Origin of the sequence: Lentzea nigeriaca, from assembly GCF_016907955.1 — a bacterium.
GTDB lineage: Bacteria > Actinomycetota > Actinomycetes > Mycobacteriales > Pseudonocardiaceae > Lentzea > Lentzea nigeriaca.
The window spans coordinates 1-13,717 of record NZ_JAFBCX010000007.1 but is presented as its reverse complement, the minus strand read 5'-3'; the positions used below and the strand labels follow the sequence as shown (position 1 = coordinate 13,717).

General features: G+C 64.1%; 17 protein-coding genes and 1 pseudogene. 2 read left to right on the top strand and 16 right to left on the bottom strand.

The window, feature by feature from the left end; genetic code table 11:
* Positions 1-551: 551 nt before the first annotated feature.
* The 12 genes from JOD27_RS24500 to JOD27_RS24445 all read right to left on the bottom strand — a co-directional run bounded on the left by JOD27_RS24500 (position 552) and on the right by JOD27_RS24445 (position 8,132).
* Positions 552-1,979 (bottom strand): tyrosine-type recombinase/integrase, encoded by a 1,428-nt coding sequence (locus JOD27_RS24500; RefSeq protein ID WP_204764631.1) that lies wholly within the window; start codon positions 1,977-1,979, stop codon positions 552-554.
* On the bottom strand, positions 1,976-2,182 hold the full coding sequence (locus tag JOD27_RS24495; protein ID WP_204764630.1) for a helix-turn-helix transcriptional regulator: 207 nt from the start codon (positions 2,180-2,182) through the stop codon (positions 1,976-1,978). The genes JOD27_RS24500 and JOD27_RS24495 overlap by 4 nt, the downstream gene beginning before the upstream one ends.
* Positions 2,163-3,512 (bottom strand): replication initiator, encoded by a 1,350-nt coding sequence (locus JOD27_RS24490; RefSeq protein ID WP_204764629.1) that lies wholly within the window; start codon positions 3,510-3,512, stop codon positions 2,163-2,165. The genes JOD27_RS24495 and JOD27_RS24490 overlap by 20 nt, the downstream gene beginning before the upstream one ends.
* Before the next feature lie 84 nt (positions 3,513-3,596).
* Positions 3,597-4,379: a hypothetical protein gene (locus tag JOD27_RS24485; RefSeq protein ID WP_204764628.1), complete on the bottom strand. Its 783-nt coding sequence runs from the start codon at positions 4,377-4,379 to the stop codon at positions 3,597-3,599.
* An 8-nt stretch (positions 4,380-4,387) separates the two neighbouring features.
* Positions 4,388-4,573 (bottom strand): hypothetical protein, encoded by a 186-nt coding sequence (locus tag JOD27_RS24480; protein WP_204764627.1) that lies wholly within the window; start codon positions 4,571-4,573, stop codon positions 4,388-4,390.
* The gene (locus JOD27_RS24475) at positions 4,573-4,854 is read right to left on the bottom strand and encodes a WhiB family transcriptional regulator (RefSeq protein ID WP_204764626.1); all 282 of its coding nucleotides are present in this window, start codon (positions 4,852-4,854) and stop codon (positions 4,573-4,575) included. Before JOD27_RS24475 ends, JOD27_RS24480 begins: the two co-directional genes overlap by 1 nt.
* 41 nt (positions 4,855-4,895) lie before the next feature.
* On the bottom strand, positions 4,896-5,357 hold the full coding sequence (locus JOD27_RS24470) for a hypothetical protein (RefSeq protein WP_204764625.1): 462 nt from the start codon (positions 5,355-5,357) through the stop codon (positions 4,896-4,898).
* A 47-nt stretch (positions 5,358-5,404) separates the two neighbouring features.
* Entirely contained in the window at positions 5,405-6,763 is a 1,359-nt protein-coding gene (locus tag JOD27_RS24465) for an FtsK/SpoIIIE domain-containing protein (protein WP_204764624.1), read from the bottom strand.
* A gap of 86 nt (positions 6,764-6,849) precedes the next feature.
* On the bottom strand, positions 6,850-7,035 hold the full coding sequence (locus JOD27_RS24460) for a hypothetical protein (RefSeq protein WP_204764623.1): 186 nt from the start codon (positions 7,033-7,035) through the stop codon (positions 6,850-6,852).
* A 3-nt stretch (positions 7,036-7,038) separates the two neighbouring features.
* The gene (locus tag JOD27_RS24455) at positions 7,039-7,305 is read right to left on the bottom strand and encodes a hypothetical protein (protein WP_204764622.1); all 267 of its coding nucleotides are present in this window, start codon (positions 7,303-7,305) and stop codon (positions 7,039-7,041) included.
* Positions 7,306-7,312: 7 nt separating this feature from the next.
* On the bottom strand, positions 7,313-7,543 hold the full coding sequence (locus tag JOD27_RS24450; protein WP_204764621.1) for a hypothetical protein: 231 nt from the start codon (positions 7,541-7,543) through the stop codon (positions 7,313-7,315).
* 199 nt (positions 7,544-7,742) lie between these two features.
* Positions 7,743-8,132: a hypothetical protein gene (locus JOD27_RS24445; RefSeq protein ID WP_204764620.1), complete on the bottom strand. Its 390-nt coding sequence runs from the start codon at positions 8,130-8,132 to the stop codon at positions 7,743-7,745.
* Between the two features lie 135 nt (positions 8,133-8,267).
* On the opposite strand from JOD27_RS24445, the gene JOD27_RS24440 reads away from it, so the two are divergent.
* Positions 8,268-8,669 carry a GntR family transcriptional regulator gene (locus JOD27_RS24440; protein ID WP_204764619.1) on the top strand — a complete coding sequence of 134 codons (402 nt, stop codon included), beginning with the start codon at positions 8,268-8,270 and terminating at the stop codon, positions 8,667-8,669.
* A gap of 218 nt (positions 8,670-8,887) precedes the next feature.
* Here the strand turns inward: JOD27_RS24440 and JOD27_RS24435 are convergent, their stop codons facing one another.
* A complete protein-coding gene (locus JOD27_RS24435) occupies positions 8,888-9,262 on the bottom strand; it encodes a hypothetical protein (protein ID WP_204764618.1) in 375 nt (124 codons plus the stop codon).
* Between the two features lie 287 nt (positions 9,263-9,549).
* On the opposite strand from JOD27_RS24435, the gene JOD27_RS24430 reads away from it, so the two are divergent.
* Entirely contained in the window at positions 9,550-10,971 is a 1,422-nt protein-coding gene (locus JOD27_RS24430; protein WP_204764617.1) for a helix-turn-helix domain-containing protein, read from the top strand.
* An 11-nt stretch (positions 10,972-10,982) separates the two neighbouring features.
* Here JOD27_RS24430 and JOD27_RS24425 read toward each other — a convergent pair whose 3' ends face one another.
* The 3 genes and pseudogenes from JOD27_RS24425 to JOD27_RS24415 form a co-directional block, all read right to left on the bottom strand.
* Positions 10,983-11,981 (bottom strand): hypothetical protein, encoded by a 999-nt coding sequence (locus tag JOD27_RS24425; protein WP_204764616.1) that lies wholly within the window; start codon positions 11,979-11,981, stop codon positions 10,983-10,985.
* Between the two features lie 484 nt (positions 11,982-12,465).
* Positions 12,466-12,636: a YegP family protein gene (locus tag JOD27_RS24420; RefSeq protein WP_204764615.1), complete on the bottom strand. Its 171-nt coding sequence runs from the start codon at positions 12,634-12,636 to the stop codon at positions 12,466-12,468.
* Positions 12,637-13,342: 706 nt separating this feature from the next.
* Positions 13,343-13,717 (bottom strand): annotated as a pseudogene (locus tag JOD27_RS24415) (IS4 family transposase); the annotation flags it as partial.

Genomic DNA, 13,717 nt, shown 5'->3' with positions numbered 1-13,717 from the left:
GTGAAGGCCCGAAATGCCGGTTGACCTGCTCTGATGCTGCCAACGACGTCAGCGCCGCAGGTCACTGTCTGTCGCTAACTGCGTCGGTCTGCCACGGCTCACGGAACATGCACGGAACAAGAAACGCCCCCAGCAAGATCATTGCTGGGGGCGTTCTTACGCCAGGCTACCTGCCCAAACGTCATTTCTGGTGTGCCTTGCGAGTCCGTGGCCCTAGATGTGTTCGATCTCTGTCCCTGGATGTTGAGGTCCACCAGACGATCTTGGGCCGGGTTGGGCTGAGGAACATATCGGCGTTAGTAAATTATCGCTGTTAGGCCAAATGGACGAACTTGAGAGTTTTTTTTGAAGGTGGGGCGGCCAGCGAGCGATGAAGAAGGTCTTCCAGTCGACCGCTGATGAGGTTCTGGGCAGTGATCACGACCGACACGCAGAAGTTGCTCATGTCGCTCGCACCGCCCTTCAACCGAGAGGATGCGGCAGTGTAGGACTCTTGGTGGCTTCGCTGAGCGTCAACCAGAACGAATGCCACCGAACTGCCGGCTCGTCCGTCAACTAGCGCCGGGTCCATCGTCCGGTTTTGTATCGACGACTGAGTAGCCGAGCAGCTCCGTGATCTTCTGGTTGGACGTGTCCCGCTGACCGTCCATCACCTTGGCGTAGACCTTCAGAAGAACGTCCACCGTGTGGCCCGCACGCTCGGCCACCTCGGTCGGTGGCACGCCGGCCGCAAGCCACGTCGACACAGCGGCGTGGCGGAGGTCATACGGATCTCCCGCGAGCGGTGAGGCGTATTGCTGAGGTGACAGCCCGATCTTGCGCGTCTTCTTCCACGCGTCCGTGTAGACCGTCGCGTTGATCGGTGCTCCGCTGACCTTCCCGCGGAACAGTCGGCCGTCCGGCGTGGTGCGGAACGTCGCGAGGTGCCACCTCAGGATGGCCACGAGCTGGGGAGGAATCGGCACGACCCGCACGGCACCCTCAGCCCGTCGCTTCAGCGTTCGCTCTTCCCACATCTCGCCCGAGTCGGTGTAGCGGCTGTTCGCCCTTGAAGCAGACTTCTCCAAGATCAGCTCGCCCCACCCGGTCTCGGGGAGCTTGCAGTCCACCTCACGGAGCCGGTTGACCTCGCACGGCCGCAGAGCCGCGTAGTACATCGTGGCGAAGAACCCGTACAGGTAGTCGTACTGGCCGGTGATCGTCCCCGCGTACGTCACGGCCGCCAGGATCTGCCGCCCCTGTTTCGGGTTGAGCACCGACCGGGGATCAACCTCGACGTTGCCCCGCTGAATCGCGGCCTTCTGGCCGGTGACCGGGTTGGCCACGAGTTCCTCCTTGTCCACCGCGAACTTGAGCAGGTGGTGCAGCACGCCGCGCCGAGTTCGCGTGGTCCACGTGGACGCTTTCTTGCCGCCCAGATTCCGGCCGAGTGATCGCAGCAGGTTCGAAATCTCGATCTTGTCCGCCAGCTGCCGGACCGGCCGCGAATGAGCCGTGATCCAGTCAGCCGCCGCCGATTCCTCATCGGTCAGTGCCCGTTCCCGCCGGTTGGTAGGCAGCAGGCAGGTCGTCAGAACGCGCCGCAACAGGCGTTCGTCCGGTGCGTTCTTGTTTGCGGTGACGAACGCGGCGATTGGCACGGCCAGCGTGTCCACGAGCCGCTTTCGAGTGTTCGCCGCCGCGTCTTCCCACTCGTGATCGATGAACTCTTGGGCCATCTTCAGGAGCGATCTCGCGACCTTGGCCTTGGCCTCTGACTCAGGAAGCCCCGAGTCAATGTCGAAGGCCTCACCGTTGTTCATGGCCTTGATGAGCTGGTTCCGGCGGTTGTTGGCCAGCGTCTTGGTCCGGTACCACTCGGACTGTTCCTTGCCCGCAGTGATCCAACGGACGCCGTAGGGCTTGGGACGTCTCTTGCCGTTCTTGTCCGGCTTGAGGACCTTCAGCTCCCAGACGTTGACCTTGTAAGTGAGGTTCACGCGACCTCACTCCTCAGGTCGAGGAGCCACGCGGCGAAGTCAGCGCCGGAGATGCGCAACGACCCGTTTCGCAGCTTGTGTACGACAGGAGCAGCGCCGGGAATCTGCCGCCACTTGTAGAACGTGTCCTTCGAGATGCGCATCCGCGCGCAGAACTCGTCTGCCGTCATGAAGTCGTCCGGGTCAGGCAGCTTGGCGGCCATGAGATCCCCCTTCCTGTTCGTACTTGCGTAGGCGTTGCGCGCGGACTCGTTCGGCGATGCCGGCCGCGAGCTCGCGTTCTGCGTCGTTGTCGTAGCCGGACCCGGCGTACTGCCAGTCGTTGACGACGACCACGGACGCGGGATCAAGGTCGAGGCGCTCGAACATTTCGAGCGTGCGGAACGTCCGGCGCTCTTCGCGGATGGCGCGGAACGTGGTCGAGTAGTGCTTGGACTTCGTAAGGAAGTGGCCGCGGAAACCGAGCATGTGCGCCCACTTCCGAAGGTTCAGTTCCTCGAAGTTGGCCAGGCCGCCGAGGTCCCACGCGGCCTGCACCATCCGCCGGTGGTGCTCGGAGATGTGCAAGACGTCGATGTCCAGCTGTGAGCGGATCGGCCGGTCTGCCGTCTCACGGGCGCCGGTGCCCTTGGTCGCGTACTTGGCGACGTAGCCCGCCAACCGGGCCTCGCTGATCTCCCCGGACTCGTCCTCCACCTGGGAGCCACGGATTCCTTTGGTGTCGACCTGTTCGCCCCACAGCAGTCGCAGCGCCGAGCCGTCCGGCCGCGTGGTGTCGATTCCGACCGAGCGAGCCGCCGCCTTGATGCAGTCGCCGAGGAGTTCGGCCGTGGCCCACGCCGGGGTGGGGTCGTGAGGACCGTCCGGTCCGTCTACACGAACGACGGCGTGGAAGTGGACCAGGCCCCGCCGCTGGTATTCGGCGACCTTGGCGTAGGAGAGCCGGGCGTGGTGCTTGAACTCGGCGATCTTCAGGCCGGCCGCGCCAGCGAGCTTGCGACGGAGGGCGACGGTGAACCGGTGCCACAGCTTGCCCGCGTGTGCCTGCCAGAGCACCGCGCCCGTGTAGTCGTAGGTGCTGGGGTCGACGGCACCGCCGATGCGGGGATCATCGCCGTGGTGCCATTCGCCGCAGCCAGTGCAGGGCCGGACCTTGCCCGTAGTGGTGGTTGGGCGGTTGTGGACCGGGCCGAACGACGGCGCGGTGAGCGTGGCGAACACTCGGGGCTTCTCGGAGACGTCCGCGGGAACGCCCTTGCTGCCACCAGCCAGGCCCGCGTGCATCAGGTGGTAGGCGTCGGCCGCGTACCGGTCGGAGCAGGCCGGGCAGACTGACTCTCGGCGGTTGCCGCACGGGACCATGACGTCCCCGCCGATGTGCTCGATCACGCCGCCGTTGAGGTCTTGGAGTTGGAAGGCGCCGGACAACCGGATGGGCGCGGCGCAACCACCGATCGCGGTCACCCGGTCTCGCCACGCCCGGAAGTCGACCGCCTTGACGCGTGCGGTGATGCGGTCTTCCAGAGTGAGCACGGGTGACGCTCCTTTCGTTGTGGAGAAACGAAAAGGCGGGGCACGACCGGTGTTCTGGTCATGCCCCGCGTTGATCGAGTTGGGTCAGGCCGCAAGCTGTGCGGCGATGCGCTCTGCGTAGTCCGCTGGCACGTTGAGCGCGTCTTGGATGTCTTGCGCCGTCAGCGCGCGGCCTTGAGCGCGGACCTCGTTCGCCTTGGCGTCCAAGGCGCCCTGGAGGTGCCCAGGAAGCCGCACAGCGGACCGAACAGGTGCCGGGGCGGCAACAGGGTTGGTGGGAGCGGGAGCGACGACCTGAGCGGCCAGATCACGCGCGGCGTTGCACCGCTGCTGAATGACCGGCATGACTTCGGCCAGCAGGAACACCACGAGCGGGATCACGAGGTGCAAGAACACCATCCCGGCGTTGATCTGCCCGTCCGGAGGCCGCAGCGACGACCACACGTTGGTGACGAGCGTGGCCCCGAGCAGCACCCGCTTGAGCCACTTGACCGGCCGGTCATCGACCGCCAGGCCGTGAGACAACATCTGTGCTTCCCACCGCAGAAGCGTGATCAGGATTCCGGCGAAGGCCGGTTCCACGAGCCAGGAGCCCCACCACATCGGATCAGACGGCCCGAGATGCCCGGCGAGGAACGCTTGCACTCCGGTCGCGGTGAAGCCGAGGCCGCAGGTCATGAAGCACCACATGGAGCGCGTGACCGAGACCCGGAACCGGTCCGCCCGCACAGCCGCCAGCAACGGGTTCGCGGCGAGCTGGTGGATGTCCTGCGCCTCATCGAGCTGCGCCCGGAGCCGCCGGACGGTTCGGGTCTCGCGCGGTTCCTCGGTCTCGTTTTCGTTGCTGTGCTTGGACTTGTTGGGCACGGGGTCGCCTACTCCCCGTGTGCGGTCTTGAGCAGGAGCCACCCGAGCCAGCACAGTTCGGCGACGAGAACCAGGCACCCGACGACGCCGAACAGCACGTACATGCACACCAGCGAGGCAGCCGCCGCGAACACGATCTGAGCGACGCGGGCGAAGCTACGCAGGCGGACAGGAACAGCGAGTACGAGCTTCATCAGGCCACGTCCTTCACGTTCTTGGCGGGGTAGTGGATGCGGCGGCGTTCGGCACCGGAAAGGCCACCGACGACACCGAAGGCGTTGTCTCGGAACCGCGCAGGCCCGTTTGCCTCCCAGCTCAGTTGGTTCTCGCGGCACTCAGCGAGGACAGGGCAGGAGGCGCACATTGCTTTCGCCGCAGCGGTTCGGCCGGCGGTGTGGAACAGGTCCGGATCGGCGTCAGCGCAGGCGGCCCGGTTCCGCCAGGTTGGCGGTTCGCCGCCGAACAGGACCTTCATCAGCACGCGGTAGCCGAAGTGCTCCGCGTCGTCGGTGGTCTTCAGGCCGCCACCGCCAGCCGAGCACTGGTGAGGCGTGCGCTCTGCACGACCTGAGCGACCTCATCGAAAGTGACCTGTTCAGGGCTGTGTGCGGTCAGTCGGAAGGTGTCGCCGAGCACGGCCGCCGCGCGTGACTTGACCTTGCCGCCCAGCTCGATCACCGAGGCCGAGGCAGCCAGCCCGACCGTGATCCCGGAACGGGTCCGCCCGGTTGCGGCGACGGCCAGGGTTCCCGCGGCTTGCAGCGTCCAGGTCAGTTCGACCCCGTGGAGCGAGGCCGCCCAGACCAGCAGACAGGCGAGCCGATCAGGTGCGGTGCCGGAGGTGAACTCGGCGTGCACCGAGCCGGACGGCGTTGAGATGACCAAGCGGTCCGGCCGAGGCAGACCAAGCGTGCGGATGTGGCCGCGAATCGAGCGGAGCAGGCCGTCAAGACGTCGAGGTGCGCTGTTTTCGGGCATGACAAGACCTCCACGATTAGTGGCGAAAAGTGTTGGGGTGAAAGAAGTCAGGCGATCGAGCGGATGGAGCCGGTCTGTCCGTTGCGGACGAACTCCACGAGTTCGCGGATGTTCTCGTCCGTCGTGTACGCCGCGCGGACCCGGCGAGGAACGCGTGAGCGTTCGTCGGTGCGGTAGCCGATGCCGGCCGTTTCGGGAATCGCGGGGATCTGGTCGGCGATCGCACCCCGTTCCCGAGCACCGTCACCCAGCACCATGTCCGGGTGCGTCGGTGACGTGGTGCGCAGGCACACGCGGTTGGGGAACAGGTCCCGGATCGACAGCGTGTCCTTGTCCGGCTCTTGGATGTAGGCGTCCGCGACGTGCAGCGTTGCGCGGCCCATCGAGGTGCCCCGAGCCAGCAAGCCCGTGATCTGCCGGGCGTACTCGGGCCGGTAGGCGACCAGGGAGCCGATCTCGTCCACGAACAGCAGGTTGAGCGGGTAATCACGCGACGGCTGGACCGAGCGGAGCCCTGCCCGCTGCATCCGCTTCTGGGTGCGCTCCATGTCGTCGACCCACATTTCGATCAGCTCCAGGCAGTCGCCCGCGTCATCGGCGTAGCGGTTCTCCGTGATCGGCTTGATGGCCGCGAACTCCAGGTACTTCGGGTCGCAGACCCACAGCCGGACGATGCCGTCCCTGATCAGCGGGGCCATCGAGCGCAGCTTGGCGAACGCCAACGAGTTCTTGCCCGACCCAGTCCCGCCCGCCGTCAGGGTGTGCGTGCCCTGGACAGGTTCGGTCCAGTCGCCGCCGTACTCGTCCTCACCCAGCAGCACCGCCCGCAGGTCGACATCTTCCGAACGCTCGGGCATGTCCGGCGCAGGAATGATCTGCGTGAACGGCTCGTCACGCTGGACGATCAGCGCCACGTAACCTGGCTTGACCAGCTCGATAGCGACCCGTTCGGCCTCCATCGAGTGCGCCAGCTCTTCGGTCTGCCGCGCGAAGTGCATCGGTGACTGGCCCTTGGCCAGCTTCACCAACACGGTGTCGATCGACGGCGAGTACGACCGGACACGCACCACACGCGGGTAGATCGTGTACTGCTTGCGGCGGTGCTCCGTGGTCAACTTGTGCACGTCCATCAGGTCCCGCCAGTGACGGCCCGCGTAGCTACCGAACCACCGTCGCGACCAGGCCCGCAGCACCGGAGCCGCCAGAGTGTCGAACGAGTCCGGGTGACCCCGGTACCAAATCCCTGTGGCCGCTGTCAGCCCGCCGAGCGCGTAGCCCGTCGTGGTGAGGCCGAGCGTGGCGGCACTGGTCGCGAGCGCCGAAGGGGCGAAGAACCATTCGGGGTTGCGGGCCAGCCACACGGCCGCCCTGAACTCCCCGCCGGACTTGCGCTTGCTGTTGCTCATTGCCGTGTGTCCTTTGCTCGTGGATGCACGACGGCCGACCCTCGAACGTGTCGAAGATCAGCCGCCGCGCGTGGTCAGTACGGGATCTACTTGTGGGGCAGTTGGCTCCGGGCGTAGGAGGTCTCCGTGGTCAGCACGCTGACCGAGCGGACGAACCGCCGCCGCAGGTCCGTGAAGCCCTCCCGGCGGACCGGGATTCCGTCCATGGCCCGCTTGAGCTGTTTCATGGCCTGGTCAATGTCGGAAATCGCGTTGTCGATCTGATGTGACATCAGTCAGGCTCCCCACTCCTGCGCCTTCAACTCAGCTTCGTATTTCTTGGACTTGTCCCGCAGGCCGCTGAGTTCGTTCCGTGCCCGCGACAACATGCCCTTCAGCTCATCCGGGGTGGACACTCGCCAGCCGCCCGCCTTTCCGGGCTTCTCGCTCATCCTGTTAATGAGCTTTTCCAGCGGCACGAGCAGCTCTTCCACAACGTCCATCGCGCCGACGAACGCGCCGTACCGCTCCTGCGCCCGCTCGTTCAGCAACTCCTTGATCACTCTCGAATCACTCCTTCCAACCTCGCGAAGCCCTCGCGTCGTCCACCCAGTCCGGCAGCGCGTCCAGCCCCATCGACAGCGGTGCGAACCTCAGCTTCAGCGTTTCCAGCGCTCGATCCCTGCCCTGTTTGGTACGCATCATTTCCGGCCACTGCTGAAGCAGGTATTCCAGTCCGTAGCTCGTGTAGCCGTAGGTGAACACGAGGGCATCCTTAACCCGGTCCGTTCGCGATTCCATGCGTTTCTCCTCTGATTCAAGAACCACGGCGAACCTCGGGAGAACAATCGGCTGAGCGCCCGAGGTCACCGTGACTCTTGGCGCAGATGCGCCAGATTTAGGCATGGTTCGACTCACTGTGGAATTCTCAAAGAACAAAGTTGAGTGCCCTGGCCCGACTCGAAACGGGCGACCGGCCTACCGGGCAGGGCTTGCGGGACTAAGCCGCGGGAACCGACACGATCTGTGCCGCAGGGGTCAGGCCGTCCGCCTTGAACCACAGGCCGGAGGCGGTGATTTTCCCGTCGTCCCCGCGCATCTCGTAGGTGTTGATCACGGGGTTGATCAGCTCGATGTAGTCGCCCTCCTCGAACCCCTCACCAGGGTCGCGGGGGAGGTTGACACGGATCTCTTCGCCTTTGGCCTTGCGGCGACCTTCCGTCGGCCGGGGCTTCGCGAACACGACCACCACGAACTGCTCTTCGTTCGTATTCCGGTCGATCACGGGGACCAGCTGCCCGCCGTCCAGCTCCTTCATCTTCACGCAGGGCGCTTCGGTGATCATGAGCTTGTAGTGGGTCAGGATCACCGGGATGTCGTTCAGGGCCATGTCTTGTCCTTCGTGTCAGTCAGTGCGACCAGCGCCGCCCTGTTATAACTACCAACATAGCTAGTAAAGCTAGTATATGCACTGCTCCAATCGGGTGACTTTCAGCTTTGCTAGCTTTGTCGCTACAGTTGCCGTATGGCACTTGACCCCTCGGACCCACGGCCGGCGTATCAGCAGATCGCTGATGACCTGCGCCGATTCGTTGCGTCCGATGCCGTGCAGGTGGGGGACAAGCTGCCGTCACTCGCCGAGCTTCAGACGAAGTACGGCCGTGCGGTGATGACGCTTCAGAAAGCCCTGGACGTCCTGCGTACCGAGGGACTCGTGATGTCCCGCCAGGGCGAAGGCACCATCGTCGTGAAAAAGCCCGAAGCCCACACGGAGGAGCCGGAAGTTGGCTCCCCGCATGAGCTTCGGGAGATCCTGGGGAAGATCAGCGGTGCGCTGGACGACCTCAGCCGGCGTGTTTCTGCCGTCGAGGCCGAGGTTTTTGGCTCCACTTCAGACGATCCTCAATCCGAGTCAGACGCTCGTTGAGGTCGTTGACCTGAGCCACCAGCTTGGAAGACAAGGCGTGCAGTTCCCGCCAGTCCTCAGCCGTCCAATCGGTTCCAGACACCTTGCCTCCCCCATCTCCTACAGGTCGTTCTTGCTGCGTGTCGGCCGTTCTGCCCTCCGTGCGACAAACCGTTGCAGAGCAACGATTCCCGCGTAGGTCACTGCGAATGACAGGAGTGCTTCGGCCGCTCGACTGATCACGTCTGCCCGCCAGCCTCGATCACGCCGGGACCGCTTTCGCTGAACCACGGTTCGTCGTCCAACAGGACGTGGCGGTTCTGCGTGCGCCTTTCCACCTCGTCCGGCGTGGTACCGCACTGAGCAGCCAGTTTCTCGAAGTCGAGCGGCCCAACCTGAGTGAGCCCGTCGAGGCGATCAGCGAACAGCCGCGCGGCGTCGCCGAGTTGACGCGCGAAGGCAATCGCGAGCTGCGGTCCGTCGTGGCGCCCCGGCGACTGCACCGTGATCTGCGCGCCCCCGGAGCTGATGATCAGTGCCGGGTGACCCTGGACGTGCTCGACGAACTCCGCGCGTGCGTCCTCTTCGGGCTGCACCAGCACGTAGAAGCCCATTGGGTTTCACCTCCATGTTCTGGTCCTGGTGAAAACCACATTCGCCCGCGCGGAGCATCGATCCAATATCAACTACCGATAGCCGTATCGCTGGCATCGATAAGTCCAGGTTAGGGGCGTATACGACCCGCTACACTCGGTTGAGATTCTGGGGCTGACCAGCAGGGGAGGGGCGACGCTTGAGCACCGGGAAGCGACGCTGCCGCACTTGCGACACCTTCCTTGCGAGCGACCGCAAGGGGTCGCTGTGCGGCCGTTGCGAGGCGAGCCAAGCAACTCACGCACCAGTGCAGCGCCCCGAGTTCTGGGAACAGCCCGAACTCCAAGAGGCTCTGCTTTCCCGCAGCATCGGCCAGGTCTTCAGGGCGTACCGCCAGGCACACAGCCCTGCCTTGTCGCAGGCGACCTTGGCCGGGTGGCTCGACGTCGGTCAAGGCCAGGTCAGCGTGATCGAGCGCGGACGCCGCCCCGTGACGGACCTCGAAAAGCTTGAGCGCTGGTGCAACGCGTTGCGGGTCCCGCAGGAGCTTCGCTGGTTCCGTCCGAACGCACCTTCTCGCGATGCGGAAACTCAAGCACCGCAAGAGAAATCACTTTCCGACCTTGGTCTTGCCTACGCAGCCTCCCTGCCGACTACGGTGGAAGTCGTAGCCGAGCTTGGGAGGCACGACATGGAGCGCCGCACCTTCCTGTCCAGCGCGTTGTTCTCCGTCGCCGCATCCGTCGCACCTAGCCGAGACTGGTTGCTCGCCACGCTCGACGAGGCGACCACCGCAACCGGCAAGATCAGCACCCAGCAGGTCGAGGCGATCCGCCGCACTTTCGGCGTGTTCCAGGAGCTGGACGTCATGCGCGGTGGAGGCCACGCCCGTGAACAGCTCGCGGCCTACCTGACCTCGCATGTTGTGCCGCTGCTCAAGTCGAACGACCCGAACACGCCCAACGGCCAGGCCCTCTACGAGGCAGCCGCGGAACAGCTCTACTTGCTCGGGTGGATGGCGTTCGACAACGGCGAGCACTCCTTGGCCCAGCGCTACCTCATCCAGTCACTCCGGTTGGCCCAGGCCGCCGAGAGCCCCGAGCTTGGCGCACACGTTCTGGCCGGCCTTTCCGATCAGGCCACGCTCACCGGCAACCCCGATCAGGCCGTGCAGCTTGCCAAGGCCGGACGGGCTGGGCTTCTCGCCAAGGGGCACTCGGACGCGTGCTTGGCCGACCTGTACGCGCTCCAGGCTCGCGCGGAAGCAGCGATGGGCGACGGGGCCGCAGCTGCTCGGAGTGTGCACCTGTCCGAGACAGCGTTCGAACGGGTACGAGCTGAGGACGAGCCCGAGTGGGCGCGGTTCATCGATCCCGCATACTTGAACGGCGAGTACGCGCACACCTTCCGGGATCTTGAGCGACCTGATGAGGCAACGCGCTTCGCTGGACTGTCGATCGCCGAGGCGGAGCGGCAGAACCGGGCGCGTCGCGGGTCGATGGCACAAGCTGCACTTGCGCGCGCAGCCATCGACTCCCACGACTTGGAGGCCGCCGCGTCCGCAGGCATGGCGGCCGCCAAACTAGCTGCCACCGTGAAGTCGTCACGATCCGTTGAGGCCGTAGCTGATCTCCGAGCGCGACTCCGAACTCACAGTGAATCGCCCGCTATTCGTGACTTCCTTGACGTCTCTGGCGCCCTTCTCCCAGCCATGGGACCAACAATGTAGCTCTGATAGTTCTAAGACCGTCCGATCGACGGGAATGGAGAGACGATGGTCAATGTCTCCGCATCCGCCTGACTGTCAAACGGTACTGCTGTGACAAGCTCCTTTTTAGGTACGAGAAGCTCGGGCTGAGCAAAGGGTCGGACGGCATCGAGGACATCCTGCACAGGGTATGCGCGCCGTTCGACGTAAATCCGTGCTACCTCGCGATCTTGCGGCGCTGGGAGCTGAACTTCCTTAGGCATCTCGAAATCGGTCTGGCACAGCACCTGCACAATTCGCCAGCCCTCATAGAAGACCTGCATGAAGCTTGCATCATGCGGCATCGGACAGACGACAAGGTTGCGCTGCTCATCCAACCTAATGGCGTCAGACCTGCCTGACTGTGTCGGAACGATCGCAATACGAAGACCGCGAGCGGCTTCCAATTGAGCCGGATTGATCTTAACGGTAGTTCCAACCCAGTGGTCTGGCTCGGTAGATCCCAAGAAGAGATCTGCCTTCCAGAGGCCATTAATGCTCTGAGGGAGGTTCAGTCGCGTGCTCTTGCGCCTGAACGCCGCTGCAAGCGTGTTCAGCTGCTTCTTCAGCTTGACTGGCTGCCCTTGCTTGCCCGAAAGAACTCGCGAGTTGTCCGTGATCAAGTCTAGCTGCGTCGAGATGAGCTGTTGCGCCCCCTTCTTTTCGATCGCAAACAAGATAGAGGCGGGGTCGCCTCTGAAAATTCTGCACTGATTCAAGGCGGTGGCAACGCGGTCTTGAACAATTGGATTCTGTGTCAGAATCGCATCGTGAACTGCGTATTCAAAGGCGATTCCGCAGTCGCCGTCACCTTCTTTTCGGAGGCGCCCGAGCAGGCGTAGTGGAACCTCCGCTCGATTCAGGTTGGTATCTTCAAGAACTTCGTTCCTGATCGACTGCATGACGCCTGCGATGATCGGCCGGGTGACCGCCACGAGGGCTGCAACCTTATCGGCAACAGGGTTCTGCTGGTGCTCTTCTCTGAGATCCATAGCATCCTTGCTCTCAGGCAACCCGACATCAGCTATCACACTTGCAGGCGGCCAAGCCTAGCTGCCTACGTCCGCGTCAGCGCGTTCCAGCGCGAACATTCAAACCGTGTCGTTGCTCGGTGCTTCCGGGTGGAAGCGGCGGTGTTCAGAGTTTCTTTTCTTCATCAAGGCGGCCCCCTGCGGGGGCCGCAGGTCGTTCGTGCCTGCATCCGTCGCGGAGCCCAGCCCCGGAAGATGTTGTTCGGCGCCTCCAAGCGGGCCTGACGGCCCGCGTCGGCGCCGGCGAGGCAACCGGGGCTGTCCGCGACGGACGAGGCCACGACCTGCGTCCCCCACAGGGAACCGCAGACGTTGAAGGCGGTGTGCATCGCCGCACAAAGCTCTGCGAGTCAGGTAAGGCTGAACTATCCTCAACGAAAGAGCCCCCGCAGTCCGAGGTGTCTTCACCACTTCGGAATGAGGGGGCTCTATCTATGTCGGGGCATCAGCCCTCGACGATCCTGCCGCCACCGGCCTCACGGCGGATGACATCTGCTGCGTTCACAGCGGACTGCTTGCTCAGGTAGCCCTCACTGTGCGCGAGCGTCTGATAGTTGCTCGCTACAACAGTAAAGTACCATTGCCCATCAACGCGCTGCTTGATGTGGAAGGTCATGGGATCACCTCCCCGTGAGCCCTTCAGCTCGTCCGCGACCCCTCGACCGCTGAATGATCGAACTGGTGATCGACTCACTGTGGTGCATGTGAGTGAGAAGAGCCTCCCCTGGGTGCGGTCGAGATGCAACTCGACACGGCGAGTCGTCAGCCCTAGATGTGCGACACGAAAGTGTCGCAAGACGCTACATGAGCCGTTCTCGGCTGGTTATCCACAGGTTATCCACAGAAGTTACACCGTTGTGGTTCAGTTAGTCCCAGGCTGTCCACATCTCGGCTCAGCGACATGTGACGCAACACACACTTGATCCGTGGTGCTGTAGGCCTCGAAGCCGCCGCTCTGGCCATGCTCCGGGCGCTTGCAAGCTGTAGATGTAGACCATTCAGTGACTACGTCGTGTTGATCAGCTTTCGGGCGGCATGCCGCTCAGGGCTGCTGAGACTTGGGACGAGCGCCGGGGTGGTCGTCATGATCAGGCTGGGCGCGGCGCTCGGCTGCCGCGCCCATGGACAGCTCGCCGCCTTGACGGCGTCGACCAGCCCACAGGCTTGCCCACGGAACATGCACGGAACCGAGGGCGCCCGCGGAACGGCCGGCGGGAACTCAGTCGCAGCTCACGGCCATGATCGGCGAATTTTCTAAGCTCCGCACGATGGAACTGCGCGGCTAGACCCAACGCCGTGTAGTTAGGCGTTCGCGGTGACCGTCAAGGTTCTGGTGGGGCGAGGACGTCGATGCTGATAGTGGCGTTGTAGGTGGTGCGGTCGACGGTGCCTTTGGCGTTGTATTTGGAGATCGCGCGTTTGACCACGCGTGGTCGGGTGCGTAGTCGGCGGTCGGGCATGAGGTTGGCCAGTACGTGAATGCCGATGGTGCCGACCAGGGTGATCACGGTGTCGGCGATGACGCTCGCGGCCAGCACGAGTTGGTCGCGGGCGGTCTGCAGGGCGACGGTGAAGCTGGCGCGGTCTGCGGGGACCGCTGCCCGGCTGTCGGTGGCGTCGGCCATGGTGGTGCGTAGTAGCTGGTAGGTGACCAGCAGGGCGTAGATCTCCTGGGTGACGCCCTGCGGAGTGCGGGC

Coding starts and splice junctions, on each gene's coding strand:
- JOD27_RS24445 (WP_204764620.1), bottom strand. CDS start 8,132: ATGGCCCTGAACGACATCCCGGTGATCCTGACCCACTACAAGCTCATG.
- JOD27_RS24420 (WP_204764615.1), bottom strand. CDS start 12,636: ATGACCTTCCACATCAAGCAGCGCGTTGATGGGCAATGGTACTTTACT.
- JOD27_RS24495 (WP_204764630.1), bottom strand. CDS start 2,182: ATGGCCGCCAAGCTGCCTGACCCGGACGACTTCATGACGGCAGACGAG.
- JOD27_RS24465 (WP_204764624.1), bottom strand. CDS start 6,763: ATGAGCAACAGCAAGCGCAAGTCCGGCGGGGAGTTCAGGGCGGCCGTG.
- JOD27_RS24480 (WP_204764627.1), bottom strand. CDS start 4,573: ATGAAGCTCGTACTCGCTGTTCCTGTCCGCCTGCGTAGCTTCGCCCGC.
- JOD27_RS24435 (WP_204764618.1), bottom strand. CDS start 9,262: ATGGGCTTCTACGTGCTGGTGCAGCCCGAAGAGGACGCACGCGCGGAG.
- JOD27_RS24470 (WP_204764625.1), bottom strand. CDS start 5,357: ATGCCCGAAAACAGCGCACCTCGACGTCTTGACGGCCTGCTCCGCTCG.
- JOD27_RS24425 (WP_204764616.1), bottom strand. CDS start 11,981: ATGGATCTCAGAGAAGAGCACCAGCAGAACCCTGTTGCCGATAAGGTT.
- JOD27_RS24440 (WP_204764619.1), top strand. CDS start 8,268: ATGGCACTTGACCCCTCGGACCCACGGCCGGCGTATCAGCAGATCGCT.
- JOD27_RS24475 (WP_204764626.1), bottom strand. CDS start 4,854: ATGAAGGTCCTGTTCGGCGGCGAACCGCCAACCTGGCGGAACCGGGCC.
- JOD27_RS24460 (WP_204764623.1), bottom strand. CDS start 7,035: ATGTCACATCAGATCGACAACGCGATTTCCGACATTGACCAGGCCATG.
- JOD27_RS24450 (WP_204764621.1), bottom strand. CDS start 7,543: ATGGAATCGCGAACGGACCGGGTTAAGGATGCCCTCGTGTTCACCTAC.